The organism is Agrobacterium sp. K11 (assembly GCF_059429395.1).
Genome location: NZ_JCAHRB010000009.1, coordinates 90,726 through 114,485, shown reverse-complemented (window position 1 = coordinate 114,485; position 23,760 = coordinate 90,726). Strand labels below are relative to the sequence as shown.

Here is a 23,760-nt window from a genome sequence, read left to right as displayed (position 1 = left end):
TGCGCCAGCGAGGAGACGAAAATGCTGTTTGCCTTTATCTGCAAGGACAAGCCCGGCCATCTGAACGTGCGCATGGACACGCGCCCGGCTCATCTGGAGCACCTGAACAAATTGAACGCCGAAGGCACGCTGAAGATTGCCGGACCGTTTCTGGATGCCGAAGGCAAGCCGAATGGCAGCCTTGTCATCGTGGAAGCTGCCGACATCGATGCGGCCAAGGCCCTTGCCGATGCCGATCCCTATGCAAAGGCCGGCCTGTTCGAAAGCGTGGATGTGAAGCCCTATAACTGGGTCTTCAACAATCCGGGGGCGTGACCGGCCATGGCGAATTACTGGCTTTACAAGTCTGAGCCGTTCAAATGGTCCTGGGAAATGCAGAAGGCCAAGGGCGAGGCCGGCGAAGAATGGACCGGCGTGCGCAATTATCAGGCCCGCAACAACATGCGCGCCATGAAAATCGGCGACAAGGGTTTTTTCTACCACTCGAATGAAGGGCTTGATGTCGTCGGCATCGTGGAAGTCTGCGCCCTTTCACACCCGGATTCGACCGCAGAGGGCGATCTGAAGTGGGATTGCGTGGATATCCGCGCCGTTTGCGACATGCCGAAACCTGTTTCGCTGAAGGATGTGAAGGCCAATCCGAAACTCGAAAAGATGTCGCTGGTCACCTCCATGCGGCTTTCGGTGCAGCCGGTGACGGAAGAGGAATATCTCGAAGTCTGCCGCATGGGTGGCCTTTCCAATCCACCGAAATCTCCGGACTGAGCTTTCGGTGAGGACCGATCCCGAACGCTTCATTCTCGACAATACCGGCATCATGCATCCACCACATGTGCCGGAATTGCGCCTTCATCTTGCGACCGAAGCGCATGAGCTGTGGCTGAAGACGGAGGAGGAGTTGGAGGAGATCGGCCTGCCGCCGCCATTCTGGGCTTTCGCCTGGGCTGGTGGACAGGGACTTGCCCGCTACGTTCTCGATCATCCTGAAAGTGTCTCCGGCAAGCGTGTGCTGGATTTCGCCAGCGGTTCCGGACTGGTCGCCATTGCCGCCGTAAAGGCGGGCGCCGCGGCTGTTGTCGCCGCCGATATCGATCCGTGGACGGAAACGGCCATTCGGCTGAATGCGGCTCTCAATGGTGTGGCCATCGATTTTACCGGCCGCAATCTGGTTGGGACGCCGGTTGAGGCGGATGTTCTGCTGGCCGGCGACGTGTTTTATGATCGCGCCTTTGCCGATCTCCTCGTGCCTTGGTTTCTGGAACTGGCGGATAGAGGCGTGACCGTGCTCGTCGGCGATCCGGGGCGGGCCTACCTGCCCAAACAGCGCCTTTACGCCGAGGCAACCTATCAGGTGCCGGTGACGCGGGCTCTGGAAGACAGTGAAGTCAAAAAAACCACCGTCTGGCGTTTTGTCTGATTATATCAGGGCCTGATGATGCAGACGCCGTGCTGGTAATCGCAGGCGTCGCCTGTCGTTTCGGCGCGGACGTTGATGATTTTCGCCTTCGGTGCCAGCTGCGCGCCCATATTGACGGTTGCGCCTTGTCGCGAAAGCCCACCATTGATCGCGAAATAATTGCCGTTCCCACGGACTCTCAAGGCGGATATTCCACCCACATAAGTGCCGCCGGAAAGCGTGGAGGGCAGTCCGTCCGTGGAGAAGCTCAATTGTGACTGACGATGCTGATAATGGTGGCGACTATAAAAATCACCTGCCGCAGCAGGAGGCAGTGCCGTGAAAATAATGCCTGCAGTCATCACCGCCAGAGCTGCGATTCGACGCTGTAACATGAGCCTCATTCTCCGGATTTTTTTGGTTAACGAATAGTAAATTACATGATTTCGAAATTACGTAAAGGTAAATATTTTGAAGGCGTAAATCTTGGAAATGCTCGTTTTTTTATTTTCGAGCAAAAAAATTCCAAAAAAAATTCGTGAACCAATCGATTAAATTGGAATCGGTCATGAAATGTGCTTGTCGTGATGCTCCCATGTGATTAAACGTCGCGGTTGGTGCAATGCACATTCTTTCGTCATGTGCTGTTGCTTGGGGGCGCCCGATCTGACGGGTGCACGGGAAAACGCCGCGAGGTTCTGATGGCGAACGTGACAAATAACCGGCCTCTGTCGCCGCATCTTCAAATTTACAAGCCGATTCCGACGATGGTCGCATCCATCGTGCACCGCATCACGGGTGCGGCGCTTTATTTCGGAACGCTTCTTGTCGCCTGGTGGCTTATTGCACTTGCTTCCGGCCCTGCCTATTACGACTGGGTCAGCTGGGCAATGGGTACGATCATCGGCAAGCTTATCCTGATCGGATATACCTGGGCTCTCGTTCACCACATGCTGGGCGGCCTTCGCCACTTCATGTGGGATCTCGGCCATGGCTTCGAGAAGAATTTCAACACGAAACTCGCCAAGGCGACCTTTGTAGCGTCGATCTGTCTGACCGCGCTGATCTGGGTCATCGCCCTGATCGTGCGCTAAGGAGATAGCCTGTCATGGATATGCGTACACCTCTCGGAAAGGTTCGTGGCCTCGGCTCCGCCAAGGAAGGCACCGACCATTTCTGGCGCCAGCGCCTTACGGCCGTCGCCAACGTGCCCTTGCTGATCTTCTTCGTGGTCTTTCTCATCAAATATGCCGGCGCTCCCTATCCGGAAGTTGCGGCGGCGCTTTCCAACCCTCTCGTTGCGGTCATCATGGGTCTGGTGCTGGTTTCCGGCCTCATTCACATGAAGCTCGGCATGCAGGTCATCATCGAAGACTACGTTCACGGCGAGGTTTCGAAGCTCGTTCTTCTGATGCTCAATACGTTTTTCGCGGTTCTCATTGGCGGTCTTTGCATCTTCGCCATTCTGAAAATCGCATTCGCAGGATAAATCGGCCATGGCATCGATCAGTTCACCTTCCCAGAATGGCAAGGCTTACACCTACGTCGATCACTCCTATGACGTGATCGTGGTGGGCGCCGGCGGCGCGGGTCTGCGCGCAACGCTCGGCATGGCGGAACAGGGGTTCCGCACGGCCTGCATCACCAAGGTTTTCCCGACGCGCTCCCACACGGTCGCGGCGCAGGGCGGCATCGCCGCTTCTCTCACCAACATGACGCCCGACTGTTGGCAGTGGCACCTTTACGACACCGTAAAGGGCTCCGACTGGCTGGGCGACGTCGACGCGATGCAATATCTCGCCATGGAAGCGCCAAAGGCGGTCTATGAGCTGGAGCATTACGGCGTGCCCTTCTCGCGTAATGCCGAAGGCAAGATCTACCAGCGCCCGTTTGGCGGCCATATGCAGAACTATGGCGAAGGCCCGCCGGTGCAGCGCACCTGTGCCGCTGCCGACCGTACCGGCCACGCCATTCTGCACACGCTTTACGGCCAGTCGCTGCGCAACAATGCGGAATTCTTCATCGAATATTTCGCGCTCGACCTCATTATGGCGCCCGATGGCCGCTGCACGGGCGTCGTGGCGTGGAACCTCGATGACGGCACGATCCATCGCTTCTCCGCCAAGATGGTGGTGCTGGCGACCGGTGGTTACGGCCGCGCCTATTTCTCGGCAACGTCTGCCCATACCTGCACCGGCGACGGCGGCGGTATGATTGCACGTGCCGGCCTGCCGCTTCAGGATATGGAATTCGTTCAGTTCCACCCGACCGGCATTTACGGCGCGGGCTGCCTGATCACCGAAGGCGCGCGCGGCGAGGGCGGTTATCTCGTCAACTCCGAAGGCGAGCGCTTCATGGAGCGTTATGCTCCTTCGGCGAAGGACCTTGCTTCGCGTGACGTGGTGTCTCGCTGCATGACCATGGAAATCCGCGAGGGTCGTGGCGTCGGCAAGAACAAGGACCACATCTTCCTGCATCTCGATCACCTTGATCCGGCGATCCTGCACGAGCGTCTTCCGGGCATTTCCGAAAGCGCCAAGATTTTCGCCGGCGTTGACGTGACGCGCGAGCCGATCCCGGTCCTGCCGACCGTTCACTACAATATGGGCGGCATTCCGACCAACTATTGGGGCGAAGTGCTGAACGCCAACGCCGAGAACCCGGAACGCATCGCTCCCGGCCTGATGGCCGTTGGCGAAGCCGGTTGCGCCTCGGTTCACGGCGCGAACCGTCTCGGCTCCAACTCGCTGATCGACCTTGTGGTCTTCGGCCGCGCTGCCGCCATCCGTGCAGCCCAGGTCATCGACCGCGATGCGCCGGTTCCGGCTCTCGACACGGCTGCCTGCGACAAGATCATGGATCGCTTCGACAGCCTGCGTTATGCCAACGGCTCGACGCCGACGGCGGTGCTGCGTGACAAGATGCAGCGCGCCATGCAGGACGATGCCGCCGTATTCCGCACACAGGAATCGCTGGAAAGCGGTTGCCAGCGCATTTCCGCCATCTGGAAGGAACTGCCTGACGTCAAGGTTACCGACCGGTCGATGGTCTGGAACTCCGATCTGGTGGAAACGCTCGAGCTGCACAATCTGATGGCCAACGCGATCACCACGGTCTATGGCGCGGAAGCGCGCAAGGAAAGCCGCGGTTCGCATGCCCGTGAGGATTTCGTCGATGGTCCGTTCGGCGGTCGCGACGACGTGAACTGGCGCAAGCACACGCTTGCCTGGGTCAGCCCTGAAGGTGATGTCAAGCTCGACTACCGCCCTGTTCACACCGACCTGATCGCCGACGGCATCGATCCGAAAAAGATCGAGCCGAAGGCTCGCGTCTACTGATTTGAGGAACTGGATATGGTTGAACTCGCTCTCCCCAAGAATTCCCAGATCAGCGAAGGCAAAGTCTGGCCGAAGCCGGATGGTGCCAAGAACGTTCGCGAATACCGGATCTATCGCTGGAACCCGGATGATGGCCAGAACCCGCGCATCGATACCTATTATATCGATATCGACGATTGCGGGCCGATGGTTCTCGATGCGCTGCTGTACATCAAGAACAATATCGACCCGACGCTGACGCTGCGCCGCTCCTGCCGTGAAGGCATTTGCGGTTCCTGCGCTATGAACATCGACGGCACCAACACGCTCGCCTGCACCAAGGGCATGGAAGAGATCAAGGGAACGGTGAAGGTCTATCCGCTGCCGCATATGCCAGTGGTGAAGGACCTCGTTCCGGACCTGTCGAACTTCTACGCGCAGCACCGCTCCATCGAGCCGTGGCTGAAGACGGTTTCGCCGACGCCTGCCAAGGAATGGAAGCAGAGCCATGAGGACCGCCTGAAGCTCGACGGTCTCTACGAGTGCATTCTGTGCGCCTGCTGCTCCACTTCCTGTCCCAGCTACTGGTGGAACGGCGACCGTTACCTCGGCCCCGCCGTTCTGCTGCAGGCCTATCGCTGGCTGATCGACAGCCGCGACGAAGCAACCGGCGAACGTCTTGATGATCTCGAAGATCCGTTCCGTCTTTATCGCTGCCACACCATCATGAACTGCGCGCAGGCTTGCCCGAAGGGTCTCAACCCGGCCAAGGCGATCGCGGAAATCAAGAAGATGATGGTCGAGCGTCGCGTCTGAAGACGATTCGTTTGGACAGAAAATCTATCGGGCCGCGGTTTGGACCGCGGCCCTTTTTTACAACCGGGCGCGGGAAATTTCGGTAAAAATCGACCGAAATGGTAATTATCCCAGCCATCGCTTGCGCAAGATAAGGCTTTGGTAATAATTCAGCCTTCTTGTTTGATCATGGTCTTTCCGGAAGCGAGAGAATCGGGAGCTTGATATGCAATTCAGATATGTGGTGACGGGTCTTGCGGTTGTAATGAGCCTGGCCGGTTGCCAACGTACCTCCTACGATTACAACAACAACACCAGCAACAATCCCGGTTATACGCCGCCGTTGCAAGCACAGCCGGTTCCCTCCGTTCAGTCTGGCGCCCTGCCGCCACCCGGTGGTGCTTCCGGCAGTCAGTTCCCGTCAGCACCCGCTTCTGCGACGCCTGGCGGCACTGATATGGCGTCTGCCGCTCCGCCGACAACGGCGCTTGATGTCACCAAGGAATCCATGGTTGGCAACTGGCGCGTTTCCAATGGCGGCGCCAATTGCGACATGTTCCTGACGCTTACCAATCTCGGCAGCGGTTCTCGTGGCGGCACGCGTGGCTGCTCCGGCGAACTCACGGCGATGGGGTCCTGGGAAGTGTCCGGCAAGATGGTCCTCTTCAAGAACCGTTCCGGCGATACGATCGGCCGCGTCTACAAGAGCGCCGATGCGCGCTTTGACGGCACGACGAATAGCGGCCAGCCGCTGAGCCTCAGCCGATAGAGCATCTCCGGTGCATCCGGATCGCCTCGCCTGTTTCAAGCCATTCCATTCGTCGCGGGCGTCCGTCCGCGACCGGGGCGCTTTTCCATGAAGCCATTGCCTGACTACAACCATAGTGTCGTTGAACAGCTCAACGCATTGACGGCAGCTGGCACCTTGCAGGCGGATGCCGCACAACGCGGCGTTGCGGCCCACCTCGACCGTATCCTTGCCGATTTGAAAGCGCGCAAACCCGCCAGGAAAAAAAGCGCACTCGGCTGGATGTTCGCTCGCAAGGCTGGCCCTGCCGCCTTCGTCAAGGGACTGTATGTCCATGGCAGCGTTGGACGCGGCAAGACGATGCTGATGGACATGTTCTACGAGATGGCGCCCGTCTCTTCCAAAAGGCGCTGCCATTTTCACGAATTCATGGCTGATGTCCATAATCGCGTGCACGCGCATCGGCAGAAGCTCAAGAATGGCGAAACCAAGCAGGCCGATCCCATTCCTCCAGTGGCAGCCCAGCTTCTGGCGGAAGCGGAGCTTCTTTGCTTCGATGAGTTCACCGTCACGGATATTGCCGATGCGATGATCCTCGCCCGGCTTTTCAGCGAGCTTTTTGCCAATGGCTGCACATTGGTAACAACGTCCAATGTTGTGCCCGACAATCTTTACAAGGACGGGCTTAATCGCGGCCTGTTTCTGCCCTTCGTCGATTTGCTGAAGAAGCATGTGGAAGTGGTGACGCTGGACAGTCCCACCGATTACCGCATGGAAAAGCTGGAAAGCCTGCCGGTTTATGTCACGCCACTCGACGGTGCGGCGGATCAGGCGATGGATATGGCCTGGCGGCACATGACCGGTGGCCATCTTGTCGCGCCAACTGAAATACCGATGAAGGGCCGCTCCATTCTGGTGCCGCGCGCCAGCGGCCGTGTGGCCCGCTTTTCCTTCTCCGACCTTTGCGAAAAGCCGCTCGGCGCTTCTGATTTTCTCGCGATAGCCAATCGTTTCGATACAGTCTTCATCGACCACATCCCGTTTCTCAATGCCGACAAACGGAACGAAACCAAGCGTTTTATCATTCTCATAGACGCGCTGTACGATCACAGCGTCCGCCTCTTCGCCTCCGCTGCGGCCATGCCCGAAGACCTGCTCGGCAAGCGCAAGGGCACCGAAGGTTTCGAGTTCGATCGCACCGCCTCGCGCCTGTTTGAGATGCGCAGTGCAGATTATCTGGTGCTCCACCATGAAAAACGGCAGAAAGTTTGACACTTTCGTGACGCATTCTCTTACGTTTACGTAAGAAAATAATGATCTAAACGATTGAAAATATTCATGCCAAAAGAATCTGTTGCCAATTTTGGTCAATGGGGCTAATCGAAGTGCGACAATTTGGCTGCCGGTGGCGTGGTGAAATTGAATTGAAGCTCTAGAGGAAGCATTCGATGGCTCGCAAAAAGATTGCACTTATTGGTTCTGGCATGATCGGCGGCACGCTGGCGCATCTCGCCAGCCTGAAGGAACTGGGCGATATCGTCCTCTTCGATATTGCCGACGGCATCCCGCAGGGCAAAGGTCTGGATATTGCCCAGTCCGGACCGGTTGAAGGTTTCAATGCCAAGCTCACTGGCGCGTCCGACTACGCTGCCATCGAAGGCGCTGATGTCTGCATCGTCACCGCAGGCGTCGCCCGCAAGCCCGGCATGAGCCGCGACGATCTTCTCGGCATCAATCTCAAGGTCATGGAGCAGGTCGGCGCCGGCATCAAGAAATATGCCCCGAACGCTTTCGTCATCTGCATCACCAACCCGCTGGACGCCATGGTCTGGGCGCTTCAGAAGTTTTCCGGTCTTCCGAAGAACAAGGTCGTCGGCATGGCCGGCGTTCTCGACAGCGCTCGCTTCCGCCTGTTCCTCGCCGAAGAGTTCAACGTTTCGGTTCAGGACGTAACGGCATTCGTTCTCGGCGGCCACGGCGATACGATGGTGCCTTTGGCGCGTTACTCCACCGTTGGCGGCATTCCGCTGACCGATCTCGTCAAGATGGGCTGGCTCACCGCCGAGCGTCTCGAAGAGATCATCCAGCGCACCCGCGACGGCGGTGCGGAAATCGTCGGCCTGCTGAAGACCGGCTCGGCCTATTACGCGCCAGCCGCTTCGGCGATCGAAATGGCTGAATCCTACCTCAAGGACAAGAAGCGCGTTCTGCCCGCGGCTGCCCATCTGTCGGGCCAGTACGGCGTGGACGATATGTATGTCGGCGTGCCCACCATCATCGGCGCCGGTGGTATCGAGCGCATCATCGAGATCGAGCTGAACAAGGATGAAGAAGCCGCCTTCCAGAAGTCCGTCGGCGCTGTTGCCGGTCTCTGCGAAGCCTGCATCAACATCGCTCCGTCGCTGAAGTAATAGCCTGACGCATCGGCGCAAAACCGGATTGGATTTTTGCAAGGCACGATGCGTAGATTCAACAGCTTGAAGCGCCCTGCGTCAGATAAGGATGCAGGGCGCTTCAAGCGGCTCCAAACAGGGATTATTCCATGAATATTCACGAATATCAGGCCAAGGCTCTTCTGAAGGGCTATGGTGCGCCGGTCGCTGAAGGCGTCGCCATCCTCAAGGTTGAAGAAGCCGAAGCCGCCGCAAAGCAGCTTCCCGGCCCGCTCTACGTCGTCAAGAGCCAGATTCACGCCGGCGGCCGCGGCAAGGGCAAGTTCAAGGAACTCGGCCCCGACGCCAAGGGTGGCGTTCGTCTCGCAAAGACGATCGAAGAAGTCGTTTCCCACTCCAAGGATATGCTCGGCAACACGCTGGTAACGGCGCAGACGGGCGATGCCGGCAAGCAGGTCAACCGCCTTTACATCGAAGACGGTGCGGATATCGCTCGCGAGCTTTACTGCTCGCTGCTGGTCGATCGCTCGGTCGGTCGCGTTGCTTTCGTGGTTTCCACCGAAGGCGGCATGGATATCGAAGCTGTTGCCCACGACACGCCCGAGAAGATCCACACCATCGCCATCGACCCGGAAAAGGGTGTGAGCGACGCTGACGTTGCCGCGATCTCCAAGGCGCTCGAGCTTGAGGGTGTTGCTGCGGAAGACGCTAAGGCGCTGTTCCCGATCCTCTACAAGGCCTTCAACGAGAAGGACATGGCTCTCCTCGAGGTTAACCCGCTGATCGTCATGGAAAACGGTCATCTGCGCGTTCTCGATGCCAAGATGTCCTTCGACGGCAACGCGCTGTTCCGCCATGACGACGTCAAGGCGCTGCGCGACGAGACCGAAGAAGACGCCAAGGAAATCGAAGCCTCCAAGTGGGACCTCGCTTACGTTGCGCTCGATGGCAACATCGGCTGCATGGTCAATGGTGCCGGTCTCGCCATGGCGACGATGGACATCATCAAGCTTTACGGCAAGGAGCCGGCAAACTTCTGTGACGTCGGCGGCGGCGCCGGCAAGGAGAAGGTTGCTGCAGCTTTCAAGATCATCACTGCTGACCCGAAGGTCGAGGGTATCCTCGTCAACATCTTCGGCGGCATCATGAAGTGCGACGTCATCGCCGAAGGTGTTATCGCCGCGGTGAAGGAAGTCGGTTTGCAGGTTCCGCTCGTTGTTCGCCTCGAAGGCACCAACGTCGAACTTGGCAAGAAGCTCCTGAACGAATCGGGCCTTGCGATTACGGCTGCTGACGACCTGGACGACGCAGCCAAGAAGATCGTCGCGGCGATCAACGGCTAATTGAGGGACCGGAAATAATGTCTATTCTTGTTAATAAAGACACCAAGATCCTCGTTCAGGGTCTGACCGGCAAGACCGGTACCTTCCACACCGAACAGGCGCTTGCTTATTACGGCACGCAGATGGTTGGTGGTATTCACCCGAAGAAGGGTGGCGAAACCTGGACCGGCTCCAAGGGCGAAAGCCTGCCGATCTTCGCAACGGTTGCCGAAGCCAAGGAAAAGACCGGTGCAGACGCATCCGTGATCTATGTTCCGCCGGCAGGTGCAGCCGACGCCATCATCGAAGCCATCGAGGCTGAGATCCCCTTCATCACCTGCATCACCGAAGGTATTCCGGTGATGGACATGGTGCGCGTCAAGGCTCGCCTCGACCGTTCGAACTCGCGCCTGCTCGGCCCCAACTGCCCGGGCATCATGACGCCTGAAGAATGCAAGATCGGCATCATGCCGGGCTCGATCTTCCGCAAGGGTTCGGTCGGTATCGTTTCGCGCTCCGGCACGCTGACCTATGAAGCCGTATTCCAGACATCCAACGAAGGCCTCGGCCAGACGACGGCTGTCGGCATCGGCGGCGACCCGGTCAAGGGCACCGAGTTCATCGACGTCCTGGAAATGTTCCTGGCCGACGAAGCCACGCAGTCGATCATCATGATCGGCGAAATCGGCGGTTCGGCTGAAGAAGATGCGGCACAGTTCCTGATCGACGAAGCCAAGAAGGGCCGCAAGAAGCCGATGGCTGGCTTTATCGCGGGCCGTACGGCTCCGAAGGGCCGCACCATGGGCCACGCCGGCGCTGTCGTTTCCGGCGGCAAGGGTGATGCGGAATCGAAGATCGCAGCAATGGAAGCTGCAGGCATCAAGGTATCGCCTTCCCCGGCGCGCCTCGGCAAGACGCTGGTTGAAGTCCTCAAGGGCTGAGACCACATGAGACCGGTAACGGGCGGTGCGGCTTTAACGCCACGCTGCCCGAAGCCGCAAAGAACGACAGACAGACGGCATACCGCCCCGGCGGCAGACAGCAATAATCAAGCGGCAGGCCGATAAACGGCCCTAACGGCATCGAGGAGGCGGACGGACAAGTCCGCAAGAACACAATGGCAAGGCAAGAAGCGAACGAGCAGTTTCAGATCACGTCGTTTCTGGACGGCGCGAATGCAGCCTATATCGAGCAGCTCTATGCCCGGTACGAAGAGGATCCCTCTTCCGTGTCGCCGGAGTGGCAGAGCTTCTTCAAGGCGTTGTCCGACAATCCGGAAGACGTGAAGAAGGCAGCCAAGGGCGCCTCCTGGAAGCGCGCCAACTGGCCGATCCCGGCAAACGGCGACCTGGTATCCGCGCTTGATGGCAACTGGGCTACGGTCGAGAAGGCCATCGAGAAGAAGGTTCAGGCGAAAGCCGAGGCCAAGAGCGCCGATACCGGCAAGGCCGTCAGCCCGGCCGAAGTGCTTCAGGCGACCCGTGACAGCGTCCGCGCCATCATGATGATCCGCGCCTACCGCATGCGTGGCCATCTGCACGCCAAGCTCGACCCGCTTGGCATCGCCAGCGCCGTTGAGGACTATAACGAGCTTTCGCCGAAGTCTTATGGCTTCGAGGAAAGCGACTACGACCGCAAGATTTTCATCGATAACGTCCTCGGTCTCGAATACGCGACCGTGCGCGAAATGGTCGATATTCTCGAGCGCACCTATTGCTCGACGCTCGGCGTCGAATTCATGCATATGTCCAACCCGGAAGAAAAGGGCTGGATCCAGGAACGCATCGAAGGTCCGGACAAGGGTGTGGACTTCACGCCGGAAGGCAAGAAGGCCATTCTGTCCAAGCTCGTCGAAGCCGAAGGTTACGAGCAGTTCCTCGACGTGCGTTTCAAGGGCACCAAGCGTTTCGGCCTCGATGGCGGTGAATCGCTGATCCCGGCACTTGAGCAGATCATCAAGCGCGGCGGCCAGGACGGTCTGGAAGAAGTCGTGCTCGGCATGGCTCACCGCGGCCGCCTGAACGTTCTGACCAACGTGATGGGCAAGCCGCACCGCGCCGTGTTCCACGAGTTCAAGGGCGGTTCGTTCAAGCCTGATGACGTCGAAGGTTCCGGTGACGTGAAGTACCATCTCGGTGCCTCCTCAGACCGCGAATTCGACGGCAACAAGGTTCACCTCTCGCTGACGGCAAACCCGTCGCACCTTGAAATCGTCAACCCTGTCGTCATGGGCAAGGCCCGCGCCAAGCAGGACCAGCTTGCCAAGACATGGGACGGCGACATCATTCCGCTATCGGAACGCGCCAAGGTGCTGCCGCTCCTGTTGCACGGCGATGCCGCTTTTGCGGGTCAGGGCGTGGTTGCCGAAATTCTCGGCCTCTCCGGCCTGCGCGGTCACCGCGTTGCCGGTACCATGCACTTCATCATCAACAACCAGATCGGCTTCACGACGAACCCGGCCTTCTCGCGCTCGTCGCCCTATCCGTCCGACGTTGCCAAGATGATCGAGGCGCCGATCTTCCACGTTAACGGTGATGATCCGGAAGCGGTGGTTTATGCGGCAAAGGTTGCAACCGAATACCGCATGAAGTTCCACAAGCCTGTCGTCATCGACATGTTCTGTTACCGTCGCTTCGGCCATAACGAAGGCGACGAGCCTGCGTTCACGCAGCCGAAGATGTACAAGGTCATCCGTGGCCACAAGACTGTTGCCCGCATCTATGCTGACCGCCTGATTGCGGAAGGCCTGATCACCGAAGGCGATTTCGAGAAGATCAAGGCCGATTGGCGCGCCCATCTCGAGCAGGAGTTCGAGGCAGGCCAGTCCTACAAGCCGAACAAGGCCGACTGGCTGGATGGTCAGTGGTCCGGTCTGCGCGCCGCCGACAATGCCGATGAGCAGCGTCGTGGCAAGACCGGCGTGCCGATGAAGCAGCTGAAGGAAATCGGCAAGAAGCTGTCGACCATTCCGGAAGGCTTCAGCGCACACCGCACGATCCAGCGCTTCATGGAAAACCGTGCCCAGATGGTAGAGACCGGCGAGGGGCTGGACTGGGCGATGGCTGAGGCTCTGGCCTTCGGTTCGCTGGTCGTAGACGGCCACAAGATCCGTCTGTCCGGTCAGGATTGCGAACGCGGCACCTTCTCGCAGCGCCACTCGGTTCTCTATGATCAGGAGACAGAAGAGCGTTACATCCCGCTTGCCAATCTTTCGCCGACGCAGGCCCGTTACGAAGTCATCAACTCGATGCTTTCGGAAGAAGCGGTTCTTGGTTTCGAATATGGCTATTCGCTTGCCCGCCCGAATGCACTGACGCTCTGGGAAGCCCAGTTCGGCGACTTCGCCAACGGCGCCCAGGTTGTGTTCGACCAGTTCATCTCTTCGGGTGAACGCAAGTGGCTGCGCATGTCCGGTCTCGTCTGCCTCCTGCCGCATGGTTATGAAGGTCAGGGTCCGGAACATTCGTCCGCCCGTCTGGAACGCTGGTTGCAGATGTGCGCCGAAGACAACATGCAGGTTGCCAACGTCACGACGCCGGCTAACTACTTCCATATCCTGCGCCGCCAGATGAAGCGTGACTTCCGCAAGCCGCTCATCCTGATGACGCCGAAGTCCCTGCTGCGTCACAAGCGCGCCACCTCGTCGCTTGCGGAGCTTGCAGGCGAGTCCTCCTTCCACCGTCTCCTGTGGGACGATGCGGAGGTCATCAAGGATGGTCCGATCAAGCTGCAGAAGGATTCGAAGATCCGCCGCGTCGTCATGTGCACGGGCAAGGTCTATTACGATCTGCTCGAGGAGCGTGAAAAGCGCGGTATCGACGACATCTACCTGCTGCGTGTCGAACAGCTCTATCCGTTCCCGGCCAAGGCGCTCATCAACGAGCTTTCCCGTTTCCGTAACGCGGAAATGGTCTGGTGCCAGGAAGAGCCGAAGAACATGGGTGCGTGGTCGTTCATCGATCCCTACCTTGAATGGGTTCTGGCGCATATCGACGCCAAGTACCAGAAGGTCCGTTACACGGGCCGTCCGGCTGCCGCCTCTCCGGCGACCGGCCTGATGTCCAAGCATCTGGCGCAGCTTGCTGCGTTCCTGGAAGACGCGCTGGGAGAGTGAGAACTCTCCCGCATCGCCCCGCAAAAAAGACACCCGAATAACGGAACTAGATCATGGCCACTGAAATCCGCGTACCAACCCTCGGCGAATCCGTCAGCGAAGCGACCGTCGGCACCTGGTTCAAGAAGGTCGGCGATACCGTCAAGGCCGACGAACCTCTCGTTGAACTCGAAACCGACAAGGTTACCGTCGAAGTTCCGGCACCCGCCTCCGGCGTGCTGACCGAAATCGTCGTGCAGAACGGCGAAACCGTCGGTCTCGACGCCCTTCTCGGCCAGATCGCCGAAGGTGCTGCCGGCGCTGCAACTTCTGCACCCGCGGCAAAGCCTGCTGCGCCTGCTGCTGCACCGGCACCTGCCGCAGCCGTGGCCGCCGCTCCGGCTGGCAGCGCCATGCCGCCGGCACCTGCCGCCGGCAAGCTGCTCGCTGAAAACAACCTTTCCGCCGATCAGGTCGACGGTTCGGGCAAGCGTGGCCAGGTTCTGAAGGGCGACGTTCTCGCCGCTGTTGCCAAGGGTGTTTCGGCACCTGCCGCCGCTCCGGTCGCTGCTGCTGCTCCCCGTCCGGTTTCGGCCGAGCAGGATCAGGTTCGCGAAGAGCGCGTCAAGATGACCCGCCTGCGCCAGACGATCGCACGTCGCCTCAAGGATGCACAGAACACGGCCGCCATGCTGACCACCTATAACGAGGTGGACATGAGCGCCGTCATGGATCTGCGCAACCGCTACAAGGACGTTTTCGAGAAGAAGCACGGCGTCAAACTCGGCTTCATGGGCTTCTTCACCAAGGCCGTGACCCACGCGCTGAAGGAACTGCCCGCCGTCAACGCTGAAATCGACGGCACGGACATCATCTACAAGAACTATTGTCACGTCGGCATGGCTGTCGGCACCGACAAGGGTCTCGTCGTTCCGGTCATTCGCGATGCCGACCAGCTCTCCATCGCTGGTGTCGAAAAGGAACTCGGCCGTCTCGCCAAGGCAGCGCGCGACGGTTCGCTCGGCATGGCCGACATGCAGGGCGGCACCTTCACCATCACCAATGGCGGCGTCTACGGCTCGCTGATGTCCTCGCCGATCCTCAATGCGCCGCAGTCGGGCATCCTCGGCATGCACAAGATCCAGGAGCGTCCGGTCGCCATCGGTGGTCAGGTCGTCATCCGTCCGATGATGTATCTTGCGCTCTCCTACGATCACCGTATCGTTGACGGCAAGGAAGCCGTGACCTTCCTCGTTCGCGTCAAGGAAAGCCTCGAAGATCCGGAACGTCTGGTTCTCGATCTCTGATCGGTCTTGCTTTTCGTTTCAGCGGGGTTTCAAGTCGATCCCGCTGAAATGCCATCAGGAGAGCGAAAGTGCAGCCGACATTTCTTGCCGCGTCACCCTTTTTGCCGCTGATCGGGCTCAGCGTTCTGCTGCTGGCCGCCCACATTGCGCTGCAGGGAATGACGGCAACGCGTGAATTCGGGCTGGACTGGAATGCCGGTCCGCGGGATGCTGAAAAGAAGCCGCAGGGCAGGGTTGCCGGACGCGCCGCGCGTGCCTCGGCGAATTTTCGCGAGACCTATCCCGCTTTCATTGCGCTCGCCTTCGGTGTCATCATGGCTGGCGATCCGTCCGGGCTGGCCTTCACCGGCGCTTTGATCTGGCTGATCTGCCGGGTGGTCTATATTCCACTTTATCTCGCTGGTGTGCCCTATATCCGCTCGCTGGTCTGGCTCGGTTCGATGCTCGGTCTTGGGCTGATGCTTTTCGTGTTGATGTTTTAGAGGTTGATTTTCCCATGCATCAGTATCTGATCGAACTTGCATCCCTGATGGCGATCTTCTTTTTCGCGATCGTTTCTCCCGGCGCCGATCTGGCGATGGTCATGCGTCAGGCCATGGTGCATGGGCGCAAGCAGGCCATCATCACCAGCTTCGGTGTTGGCACATCCCTGATGTTCCACGTCACCTATACGATCCTTGGACTTGGTCTCATCATTTCCCAGTCGATCTATCTCTTCAACATCGTCAAGTGGTTGGGTGTCGCCTACTTGATCTATATCGGCATCAAGGCGCTGCGCGCCGGCAAGACCGAATTGCCGGCTGCGGAAGGCGAAGATGGCGTTCGGGCCAGAAGCGGCCAGACTGCATTGAAGGCCTTCACGCTCGGTTTTGCCGCCAACGCGCTTAACCCCAAACCGGTGTTTTTCTTCCTGTCGATCTTTTCGACGGTGGTTCACGCGCATACGCCTGTTGGCATCAAGTTCGGATATGGGCTCGTCATGGCAAGCTGCCTTATCCTGTGGTTCGTCGGCGTCAGCCTGTTCATGACGACGCCTCGCATGCGCGCAGCTTTTCAGCGCGCCAGCCAATGGATCGACCGCACCAGTGGCGTGGTCTTCATCGCTCTCGGTATAAAACTCGCAACGGAAAAAGCGGCCTGAGTTTCAGGTCAAACGGAAGCAGGGCGGTTCAAAATCCTGCCCGCAATCAATCAGGAACAGAAACATGGCATATGATGTAGTGGTAATCGGTACGGGTCCCGGCGGTTATGTTTGCGCGGTCAAGGCGGCACAGCTTGGCTTGAAGGTCGCAGTGATCGAAAAGCGCGCGACCTATGGCGGCACCTGCCTCAATGTCGGCTGCATTCCTTCCAAGGCATTGCTGCACGCTTCCGAAACCTTCGCGCATGTGGCCCATGGCGTTGATACGCTTGGTATCGAAGTCGCCGCTCCGAAGCTGAACCTCGAGAAGATGATGGGGCACAAGGACAGCGTGGTGAAAGCCAATGTCGACGGCGTTGCCTTCCTGTTCAAGAAGAACAAGATCGATGCCTTCCAGGGCACGGGCAAGGTTGTATCCGCCGGCAAGGTCTCCGTCACCAACGACAAGGGCGAGAGCCAGGAAATCGAAGCCAAGAACATCGTCATCGCCACCGGTTCTGATGTTGCTGGTATTCCCGGCGTCCAGGTGGATATCGATGAAAGCGTCATCGTTTCCTCCACCGGCGCGATTGCGCTTTCCAAGGTTCCGGAAAAGCTCATCGTGGTGGGCGGCGGTGTCATCGGCCTCGAGCTTGGTTCGGTCTGGTCGCGTCTTGGCGCGAAGGTCACCGTCGTCGAATATCTCGACACCATTCTCGGCGGCATGGATAGCGAAGTCTCCAAGCAGGCTCAGCGTCTGCTCGCCAAGCAGGGTCTCGATTTCAAGCTCGGTGCCAAGGTGACGGGCGTTGAAAAGACGGGAACTGGCGCAAAGGTGGTGTTCGAGCCGGTCAAGGGTGGCGCAGCTGAAACGCTGGAAGCCAACGTTGTGCTGATCTCCACCGGTCGCAAGCCCTACACCGAGGGTCTCGGCCTTGCGGAAGCCGGTGTCGTGCTCGACAGCCGCGGCCGTGTCGAAATCGACGGCCACTTCAAGACCAATGTGGATGGCATCTACGCCATCGGCGACGTGGTGAAGGGCCCGATGTTGGCACATAAGGCGGAAGACGAGGGCGTCGCTCTTGCGGAAATTCTTGCCGGCCAGCGCGGCCATGTGAACTACGATGTCATTCCGGCCGTGGTCTATACGCAGCCGGAAGTCGCTTCCGTCGGCAAGACGGAAGAAGAACTGAAGGCCGCTGGTATCGCCTACAAGGTCGGCAAGTTCCCCTTCACCGCCAATGGTCGCGCCCGCGCCATGCAGGTGACTGATGGGTTCGTGAAGATCCTCGCTGACAAGGAAACCGACCGGGTTCTCGGCGGCCATATCGTTGGTTTCGGCGCTGGCGAAATGATCCACGAGATCACCGTGCTGATGGAATTCGGTGGTTCCTCGGAAGATCTCGGCCGTACCTGCCATGCGCATCCGACCATGTCGGAAGCGGTGAAGGAAGCGGCGCTGGCAACTTTCTTCAAGCCGATCCATATGTGATTTTAGCCAATATTAAATTTCAGCCATAAAGCGAACCCCGGCTTGCAATGCAGGCCGGGGTTCAGCATATTTGCGCCATAGCCTGTCTAACCTTTTGATAAAAGGCAATAAAATGGCGTCCTCCACTCAAGTTTCCTTCTCCGTTCCGCAGCGTATCCTTCACTGGACGATGGCGCTTCTGATCTTTTTCAACCTTCTGTTTCCAGATGGCATGGCCCATGCGTATCGGTTGATGCGGCGGGGTGAAACGCTGACGCCGGAACAGATCTCCTCGGCCAATATTCACGCGTATGTCGGCTTTGCCGTCCTGTCCCTTGCGGTTCTGCGCCTCTGTCTGCGGTTTTTCCAGGGTGTGCCGCCGCATCCCGCCAATGAACCGCGCGCTTCTCAAATCGCCGCGAAGGTCGCGCATTTCACCTTTTACGCGCTGTTTTTTGCCCTGCCATTGTCGGGCATTGCGGCCTATTATTTCGGCGCGCGAGTAGCAGGAGAATTGCATTCCGGGCCGTTCAAGGGGCTGATGTGGGTGTTGATCGCCGGCCACGTCGCCGCAGTTCTGGTTCACCAGTTCTACTGGCGCACCAATGTTCTGAAGCGTATGACGCACGGCTAAAGCACTACGCTTTTCCAAAAGCGAAAACGCTCTATCTCTCTGTCTCTTCGTATTTTCTGAAGCTAAACCCGCTCGAATTGCCATTAGCGGCGGTTTGTCACGTTCCCGGATGATCGGAAATAGTGATGATGAGCCTCGCCACACAAGGCGGCAATGAGGTTATGGGATGCGGGACAGCGAAGACATATTGCCGGGCGCGGACTGGCGGGATTGCTTTGAAGGAGAGATGGTGACGGCCGCATCGAGTTCACTCGATGTGAGCAGACTTCTCCTCGATCATCCTCCGGCATGGATCAGCGGCCTTATGGCGCTTCGAAACCGTCTCGTATCGCTTTTCGGTCTCAGAACGGTCGAGCTGGCGGCGGGTACTTCGGCGGGCGGATTTCCAGTGCTGTCGTCTACTGCGGACCGGACCGTGCTCGGCTTTGACGACAACCATCTCGATTTCCGTATCGTCGTCGATGTGGAACAGGAGCCTGGTCGGCAGATCGTGAAGGTCACTACTATCGTCCGGCGCAAGAACCTGTTCGGGCGTCTCTATCTTTTCGTCGTCGGGCCGTTTCATCGTCGCATCGTGCCGGCGACGATGCGGCCGTTTTGCGCCAATGTCCGCCCCGTCAAGACCGGAGACGAGTGGATCAGTCGACCCGTGTGAGGGTAAAGCCCTGCGCACGCAGGAGTTCAATTACGCCTTCTTCGCCCGGCAGGTGCAAAGCGCCGACGGCCATGAAGACATTGCCTTTGGCAAGCTCAGGGGCCGATCGCTCCGCCATGACGTGGTTGCGATCGGTGATGATGCGTTGCTCGAAGGCGGCGTAGCCTTGGTCATTTTCAGACGCTTTCTTGGGATCGATGCTCTTCAGCATGGGCATGGTCATGCCGATATCACCGCTGACATAAAGATCGGTCATTGTCGTCATGATGTCGTCCATGCGGTCGCCCAATTCGAGCGTTTCGATCAGCGCCTGCAGATGAAATTCCATTGGCAGCTCAGACATGGCCGCAAGCTGCTCCACCATGGTCTCCAGCCCGACAAGATGCTTTCCGTCCGCGACTGCATCTTCAGCGAGCTTCTTGTCAAGGAAAGACAGGCCAGTGGCCTTGCGGGCAAATTCGCAGGCGGGAAGGGCGACGAAACTCGACAGCATCCATGGCTTCATGCGCGAAACGGCACTCAGCGGAATGCCGCGCTCCTTAAGACCTTTTTCAAGGCGTGCGACATTTTCGGGTGACAGGATGTCGGTGATCGACTTGCCGTCCAGAAACATGGTGAGGTCGGGTCTTGTCAGCAGCGATGCCGCAATTTTCTTGTCATCGACGATTTCGTCCGATTCCACGATGACCGTCGCGGCTTTTTCAAACGCGGGTGTTGCGGCGGCTGGCATGCCGAGAACACGTGGATCGGTGACATGCATGGTGCCGAGAAGAAAGGACGGCGCCGTTCCAGCTTTTTCGATGCGCCAGAAGTTGCCCTTGCCGTTCGGTATAGCTGCCGCTTCCTGTTCGATCTTCGCGAAGCTCTGCGGGTCGCTCTTGCGCATCTCCACGAGAATATCGCTGCCCGTGCAGCTTATCTCCTGTTCGGCGGCTTGCGCCTCACCCAACGATAGCAACGTTGCGAAGAGGATTGCGACAGCAGTGACGTGCAGCGCGGCGAGCAACCATAGCAGGGTGTCGCCGGTCTTGCCCATCAGGGTGGCGGTGAGATTTTGTGGCTTTATCAGGCTTTGCATAGGTACCATCCGGTTCTAGTCCACTTATAGAACGGCGGCTTGGACGTCTGATTAATGACTATGGTTAAGCATTTCCTGCTTCATGCGCGCGGGTGGGCATTATCGTAGATTTCCAGCAATCTTGCGGTATCGACGCCGGTATAGATCTGCGTGGTGGAGAGGCTGGCATGGCCGAGCAGTTCCTGAATGGTGCGCAGGTCGCCGCCGCCGGCCAGCAGATGGGTGGCGAAGGAGTGGCGCAGCGCATGCGGTGTGGCGTTTTCCGGCAGGCCGAAAGCGCCACGCAACTTCTGCATCTCGCGCTGGATGATGGCAGGTTGCAGCTTGCCGCCGCGCGCGCCGAGGAATAGCGGCTGGTCGGCAGCCAGATGATAGGGGCAGAGCTTTTTGTAGGCCTCAACCGCTTCCGTTACCACCGCCAGCAAAGGCACCATCCGGGTCTTGTTGCCTTTGCCGGTGATGCGAAGGCTGCGGGCGTCGGGCGTGAAATCGGCCGGAGCCAGCCCGAGCGCCTCGGAGATGCGAAGACCGCAGCCATAAAGAAGCGAGAGAACCGCAGCGTTTCGGGCGGCAATCCATGGCTCTTCATTCAATTGCGCCTCGGTGGTGGTTATTTTCAGCGCCTGCCGGTCCGTCAGCGGTTTCGGCAGAGATTTCGGCTGTTTCGGCGAGCGCATGGCGGTGGCCCCGGCCGCATTCACCAGACCTTTCTTTTGCAGATAGTGGAGAAAGGAACGCAGGCCCGCCAGATGCCGCCCCAGCGAGCGTGCGCCGGCGCCTTCCCTGCGACGACTGGCCAGAAAGGCGCGAAGATCGACCGGGCGCAGATCGGCGATATCGGCGATTGAAGCTGGCTTGCCGATGTAACCGGTGAGGAATGTCAAAAACTGGCGAGTGTCGCGCTCGTAGGCCTCGACGGTATTGTCCGCAAGGCGGCGTTCACCGGCAATCGCGGCAAGCCAGGATTGGCGCTCGTTCAAGAGATCGGGTGTGGCAAAAGTCAGAATTTCGGTCACGGGGCGCTCCATTCCTCTCCCAACGCTATGCCCTTATGGTCAGTATTTGGTTAAGGCTCGCGCCTGGGCTTCGCATCTGGCGTGGACTTTACCGGGGTCAGCCATTACATCCGGGCGGTTTCCTTTTTCATTCCGCCGGGGCATGTTCGCCACATCATGGCAAAAGATTCGTCCGATCTGTTTGGGGCTCTGTTCGACCCGCCGTCGCTCACGCGCACGGTGCCCGTTCTCGTGCCGATGCCGGCGCCTGGACCCTACAGTTATGCCGTGCCTGACGATATGGTGGTGGAGACCGGCTCCATCGTTCAGGTGCCGCTTGGACCACGGCAGGTCTTCGGCGTGGTGTGGGACGATGCAGGAGAGAAGAGCGTCGATCCGAAAAAGCTGCGGCCCATCACCAAGAGTTTCGAGTGCCCGCCGCTGAAAGCGGAAATGCGGCGCTTCATCGACTGGGTTGCCGCTTACACGCTTTCTCCGCCCGGCCTTGTGGCGCGCATGGCCCTACGCGCCCCCGCCGCCTTCGATCCCGAGCCTATGATCGAGGGGCTGCGGCTGACCGAAGGCAGGCCGGAGCGGCTTACTCCCGCCCGCGAGAGAGTGATGGAACTGGCGGCCGAGGGCCATGGCTGGACGAAGAGTGGCCTTGCCCATGCCGCCGGCGTTTCTACCAGCGTTGTCGATGGTCTGGTCAAGCAGGGCGTATTCGAGACGGTTTTTCTGCCCGCGCCGCCCGTTGTGGCCGAGCCTGATCCTGACTATGCCGAGCCGCGACTGGAAGGCCCACAGAAACAGGCGGCATCGGAAATTCTCGAGGATGTGCGCAAGGGTGGTTTCCATGTTTCACTGATTGATGGTGTGACCGGCTCCGGCAAAACCGAGGTCTATTTCGAGGCGGTGGCGGAAACGCTGCGACAAGGCAAGCAGGTCCTCATCCTGTTGCCGGAAATCGCGCTGACGGCGGCCTTCCTGGATCGCTTTCACGACCGCTTCGGCGCCAAGCCGGCGGAATGGCATTCTGACCTGTCGCCGCGCATGCGCGAAAAGGTCTGGCGACAGGCGGTGACGGGTGAGGTGAAGGTGGTGGCCGGCGCGCGCTCGGCGCTGTTCCTTCCCTTCGACAATCTCGGCCTCATCATCGTCGATGAGGAGCATGACCCGGCCTACAAGCAGGAAGACCGCGTCTTTTACAACGCCCGCGACATGGCGGTCGTCAGAGCCCGGATCGGGGATTTCCCGGTGGTGCTGGTCTCCGCTACGCCGTCAGTGGAAAGCCAGGTCAACGGCAGTTCTGGCCGCTATAACACCATCCATCTGCATACGCGCTTCGGCGATGCGGCGATGCCCGATCTGCATCTGATCGATATGCGTCGCCATCCGCCGGAAAGGGGAGGGTTTCTTTCGCCGGTTCTCCTGCGCGGCATCGGCAAAACCATCGAAAAGGGCGAGCAGTCCCTGCTCTTTCTCAATCGTCGCGGTTACGCGCCGCTGACGCTTTGCCGGGTCTGCGGTCACCGTTTCCAGTGCCCGCAATGTTCGAGCTGGCTGGTGGAGCACCGGTTCCGCAATCAACTGCAATGCCACCAGTGCGGTCACAACGAGCCGACGCCGGACCATTGCCCGGAATGCGGCACCTTCGATCATCTGGTGGCCTGCGGGCCGGGGGTAGAGCGGATCGCCGAGGAGGTGGAGAAACATTTTCCCGAGGCCCGCACCATCGTGCTCTCCTCTGACCTGATGGGCGTCAAGCGGCTGCGTCTGGAGCTGGAGGCGATCGTAAAGGGAGAGGCGGACATCGTCATCGGCACGCAGCTGGTTGCCAAGGGGCACAACTTCCCCCTTATGACGCTTGTCGGTATTGTCGACGCCGATCTCGGGCTTGCCAATGGCGATCCGCGCGCAGCGGAGCGAACGTTCCAGCTGCTCTCGCAGGTGACCGGTCGCGCCGGGCGAACCGGGCTGAAAAGCCACGGCCTGTTGCAAACCTACCAGCCGCAACACCCTGTCATGCAGGCAATCGTGTCCGGTGATGCATCTGCCTTTTACGAAAGGGAGATCGTGGAGCGTGAAAAAGCCGTTCTTCCGCCTTTCGGACGGCTTGCCTCAATCATCGTTTCCGCCGATACGCGTGCGGAGGCCGAAACCCATGCGCGGGGTTTAAGGGCGGCAGCACCGCAGGTTACGGGCATCATGCTGCTCGGCCCGGCGGAAGCGCCGCTGGCGCTTATCCGCGGCCGGCACCGTTTTCGCCTGCTGGTGCATGGGCGGCGCAATTCCGACATGCAATCCTTCCTTCGAACGCTTCTGGCCAATGGCCCGAAGGAACGGGGCAGCGTGCATGTGCAGCTCGATATCGATCCGCAAAGTTTCCTTTGAACTTTATCAATGGGGACGTTTTCCCGCTGTCATGACCGTGTC

23 protein-coding genes are annotated in these 23,760 nt (G+C 59.1%); 20 read left to right on the top strand and 3 right to left on the bottom strand.

The genetic code is table 11. The annotated features are described in order from the left end of the window. The first annotated feature begins 21 nt into the window (after positions 1–21). From AC5SEO_RS17155 to AC5SEO_RS17145, 3 genes are read left to right on the top strand one after another with little or no spacing between them, the layout of a single operon-like run. Positions 22–315: a YciI-like protein gene (locus AC5SEO_RS17155; protein WP_003516711.1), complete on the top strand. Its 294-nt coding sequence runs from the start codon at positions 22–24 to the stop codon at positions 313–315. Positions 316–321: 6 nt separating this feature from the next. Continuing rightward, on the top strand, positions 322–765 hold the full coding sequence (locus tag AC5SEO_RS17150; protein WP_003516712.1) for an EVE domain-containing protein: 444 nt from the start codon (positions 322–324) through the stop codon (positions 763–765). Positions 766–772: 7 nt separating this feature from the next. Continuing rightward, complete coding sequence (locus tag AC5SEO_RS17145; RefSeq protein ID WP_003516713.1) at positions 773–1,417, top strand: class I SAM-dependent methyltransferase; 645 nt, start codon at positions 773–775, stop codon at positions 1,415–1,417. A 5-nt stretch (positions 1,418–1,422) separates the two neighbouring features. Here AC5SEO_RS17145 and AC5SEO_RS17140 read toward each other — a convergent pair whose 3' ends face one another. After that, positions 1,423–1,791 carry a hypothetical protein gene (locus AC5SEO_RS17140; protein WP_019566047.1) on the bottom strand — a complete coding sequence of 123 codons (369 nt, stop codon included), beginning with the start codon at positions 1,789–1,791 and terminating at the stop codon, positions 1,423–1,425. Positions 1,792–2,097: 306 nt separating this feature from the next. Between AC5SEO_RS17140 and sdhC the strand changes: the two genes are divergently transcribed. The 16 genes from sdhC (at position 2,098) to AC5SEO_RS17060 (ending at position 19,251) form a co-directional block, all read left to right on the top strand. Then, complete coding sequence (gene sdhC / locus AC5SEO_RS17135; protein WP_013636889.1) at positions 2,098–2,490, top strand: succinate dehydrogenase, cytochrome b556 subunit; 393 nt, start codon at positions 2,098–2,100, stop codon at positions 2,488–2,490. A gap of 14 nt (positions 2,491–2,504) precedes the next feature. After that, entirely contained in the window at positions 2,505–2,885 is a 381-nt protein-coding gene (gene sdhD, locus AC5SEO_RS17130; protein WP_003516716.1) for a succinate dehydrogenase, hydrophobic membrane anchor protein, read from the top strand. Between the two features lie 7 nt (positions 2,886–2,892). Continuing rightward, entirely contained in the window at positions 2,893–4,734 is a 1,842-nt protein-coding gene (gene sdhA, locus AC5SEO_RS17125) for a succinate dehydrogenase flavoprotein subunit (RefSeq protein ID WP_013636888.1), read from the top strand. Positions 4,735–4,749: 15 nt separating this feature from the next. Continuing rightward, positions 4,750–5,529: a succinate dehydrogenase iron-sulfur subunit gene (locus AC5SEO_RS17120; RefSeq protein ID WP_003516718.1), complete on the top strand. Its 780-nt coding sequence runs from the start codon at positions 4,750–4,752 to the stop codon at positions 5,527–5,529. Between the two features lie 205 nt (positions 5,530–5,734). After that, positions 5,735–6,277 carry a protease inhibitor Inh/omp19 family protein gene (locus AC5SEO_RS17115; RefSeq protein WP_003516719.1) on the top strand — a complete coding sequence of 181 codons (543 nt, stop codon included), beginning with the start codon at positions 5,735–5,737 and terminating at the stop codon, positions 6,275–6,277. A gap of 87 nt (positions 6,278–6,364) precedes the next feature. Then, complete coding sequence (gene zapE, locus AC5SEO_RS17110; protein ID WP_013636887.1) at positions 6,365–7,528, top strand: cell division protein ZapE; 1,164 nt, start codon at positions 6,365–6,367, stop codon at positions 7,526–7,528. Between the two features lie 176 nt (positions 7,529–7,704). Beyond that, positions 7,705–8,667 (top strand): malate dehydrogenase, encoded by a 963-nt coding sequence (gene mdh, locus AC5SEO_RS17105; RefSeq protein WP_003516723.1) that lies wholly within the window; start codon positions 7,705–7,707, stop codon positions 8,665–8,667. 131 nt (positions 8,668–8,798) lie between these two features. Next, a complete protein-coding gene (gene sucC, locus AC5SEO_RS17100) occupies positions 8,799–9,992 on the top strand; it encodes an ADP-forming succinate--CoA ligase subunit beta (RefSeq protein ID WP_003516725.1) in 1,194 nt (397 codons plus the stop codon). 17 nt (positions 9,993–10,009) lie between these two features. Continuing rightward, the gene (sucD, locus tag AC5SEO_RS17095; RefSeq protein ID WP_003516727.1) at positions 10,010–10,912 is read left to right on the top strand and encodes a succinate--CoA ligase subunit alpha; all 903 of its coding nucleotides are present in this window, start codon (positions 10,010–10,012) and stop codon (positions 10,910–10,912) included. 176 nt (positions 10,913–11,088) lie between these two features. Further along, positions 11,089–14,085 carry a 2-oxoglutarate dehydrogenase E1 component gene (locus tag AC5SEO_RS17090; RefSeq protein WP_003516728.1) on the top strand — a complete coding sequence of 999 codons (2,997 nt, stop codon included), beginning with the start codon at positions 11,089–11,091 and terminating at the stop codon, positions 14,083–14,085. 53 nt (positions 14,086–14,138) lie between these two features. Further along, positions 14,139–15,371, top strand: coding sequence for a 2-oxoglutarate dehydrogenase complex dihydrolipoyllysine-residue succinyltransferase (odhB, locus tag AC5SEO_RS17085; RefSeq protein WP_019566052.1), 1,233 nt, complete (start codon positions 14,139–14,141; stop codon positions 15,369–15,371). Positions 15,372–15,439: 68 nt separating this feature from the next. Then, positions 15,440–15,853, top strand: a complete 414-nt coding sequence (locus tag AC5SEO_RS17080) for an MAPEG family protein (protein ID WP_013636885.1) — start codon at positions 15,440–15,442, stop codon at positions 15,851–15,853. Between the two features lie 14 nt (positions 15,854–15,867). Continuing rightward, positions 15,868–16,512: a LysE family translocator gene (locus AC5SEO_RS17075; protein WP_003516732.1), complete on the top strand. Its 645-nt coding sequence runs from the start codon at positions 15,868–15,870 to the stop codon at positions 16,510–16,512. Positions 16,513–16,576: 64 nt separating this feature from the next. After that, a complete protein-coding gene (lpdA, locus tag AC5SEO_RS17070; protein ID WP_003516734.1) occupies positions 16,577–17,983 on the top strand; it encodes a dihydrolipoyl dehydrogenase in 1,407 nt (468 codons plus the stop codon). Between the two features lie 112 nt (positions 17,984–18,095). Next, positions 18,096–18,596: a cytochrome b gene (locus AC5SEO_RS17065; protein WP_003516735.1), complete on the top strand. Its 501-nt coding sequence runs from the start codon at positions 18,096–18,098 to the stop codon at positions 18,594–18,596. A gap of 166 nt (positions 18,597–18,762) precedes the next feature. Further along, positions 18,763–19,251: a DUF2867 domain-containing protein gene (locus tag AC5SEO_RS17060; RefSeq protein WP_003516737.1), complete on the top strand. Its 489-nt coding sequence runs from the start codon at positions 18,763–18,765 to the stop codon at positions 19,249–19,251. Here AC5SEO_RS17060 and AC5SEO_RS17055 read toward each other — a convergent pair. Then, the gene (locus AC5SEO_RS17055) at positions 19,235–20,329 is read right to left on the bottom strand and encodes a TraB/GumN family protein (RefSeq protein ID WP_065705232.1); all 1,095 of its coding nucleotides are present in this window, start codon (positions 20,327–20,329) and stop codon (positions 19,235–19,237) included. The two genes, AC5SEO_RS17060 and AC5SEO_RS17055, sit on opposite strands and share 17 nt — an antisense overlap. Positions 20,330–20,409: 80 nt before the next feature. Further along, a complete protein-coding gene (locus AC5SEO_RS17050) occupies positions 20,410–21,357 on the bottom strand; it encodes a tyrosine recombinase XerC (RefSeq protein WP_035252387.1) in 948 nt (315 codons plus the stop codon). A 144-nt stretch (positions 21,358–21,501) separates the two neighbouring features. Here AC5SEO_RS17050 and AC5SEO_RS17045 point away from each other — a divergent pair, with 144 nt between their 5' ends. Next, a complete protein-coding gene (locus tag AC5SEO_RS17045; protein ID WP_003516742.1) occupies positions 21,502–23,718 on the top strand; it encodes a primosomal protein N' in 2,217 nt (738 codons plus the stop codon). The last annotated feature ends 42 nt before the right edge of the window (positions 23,719–23,760 follow it).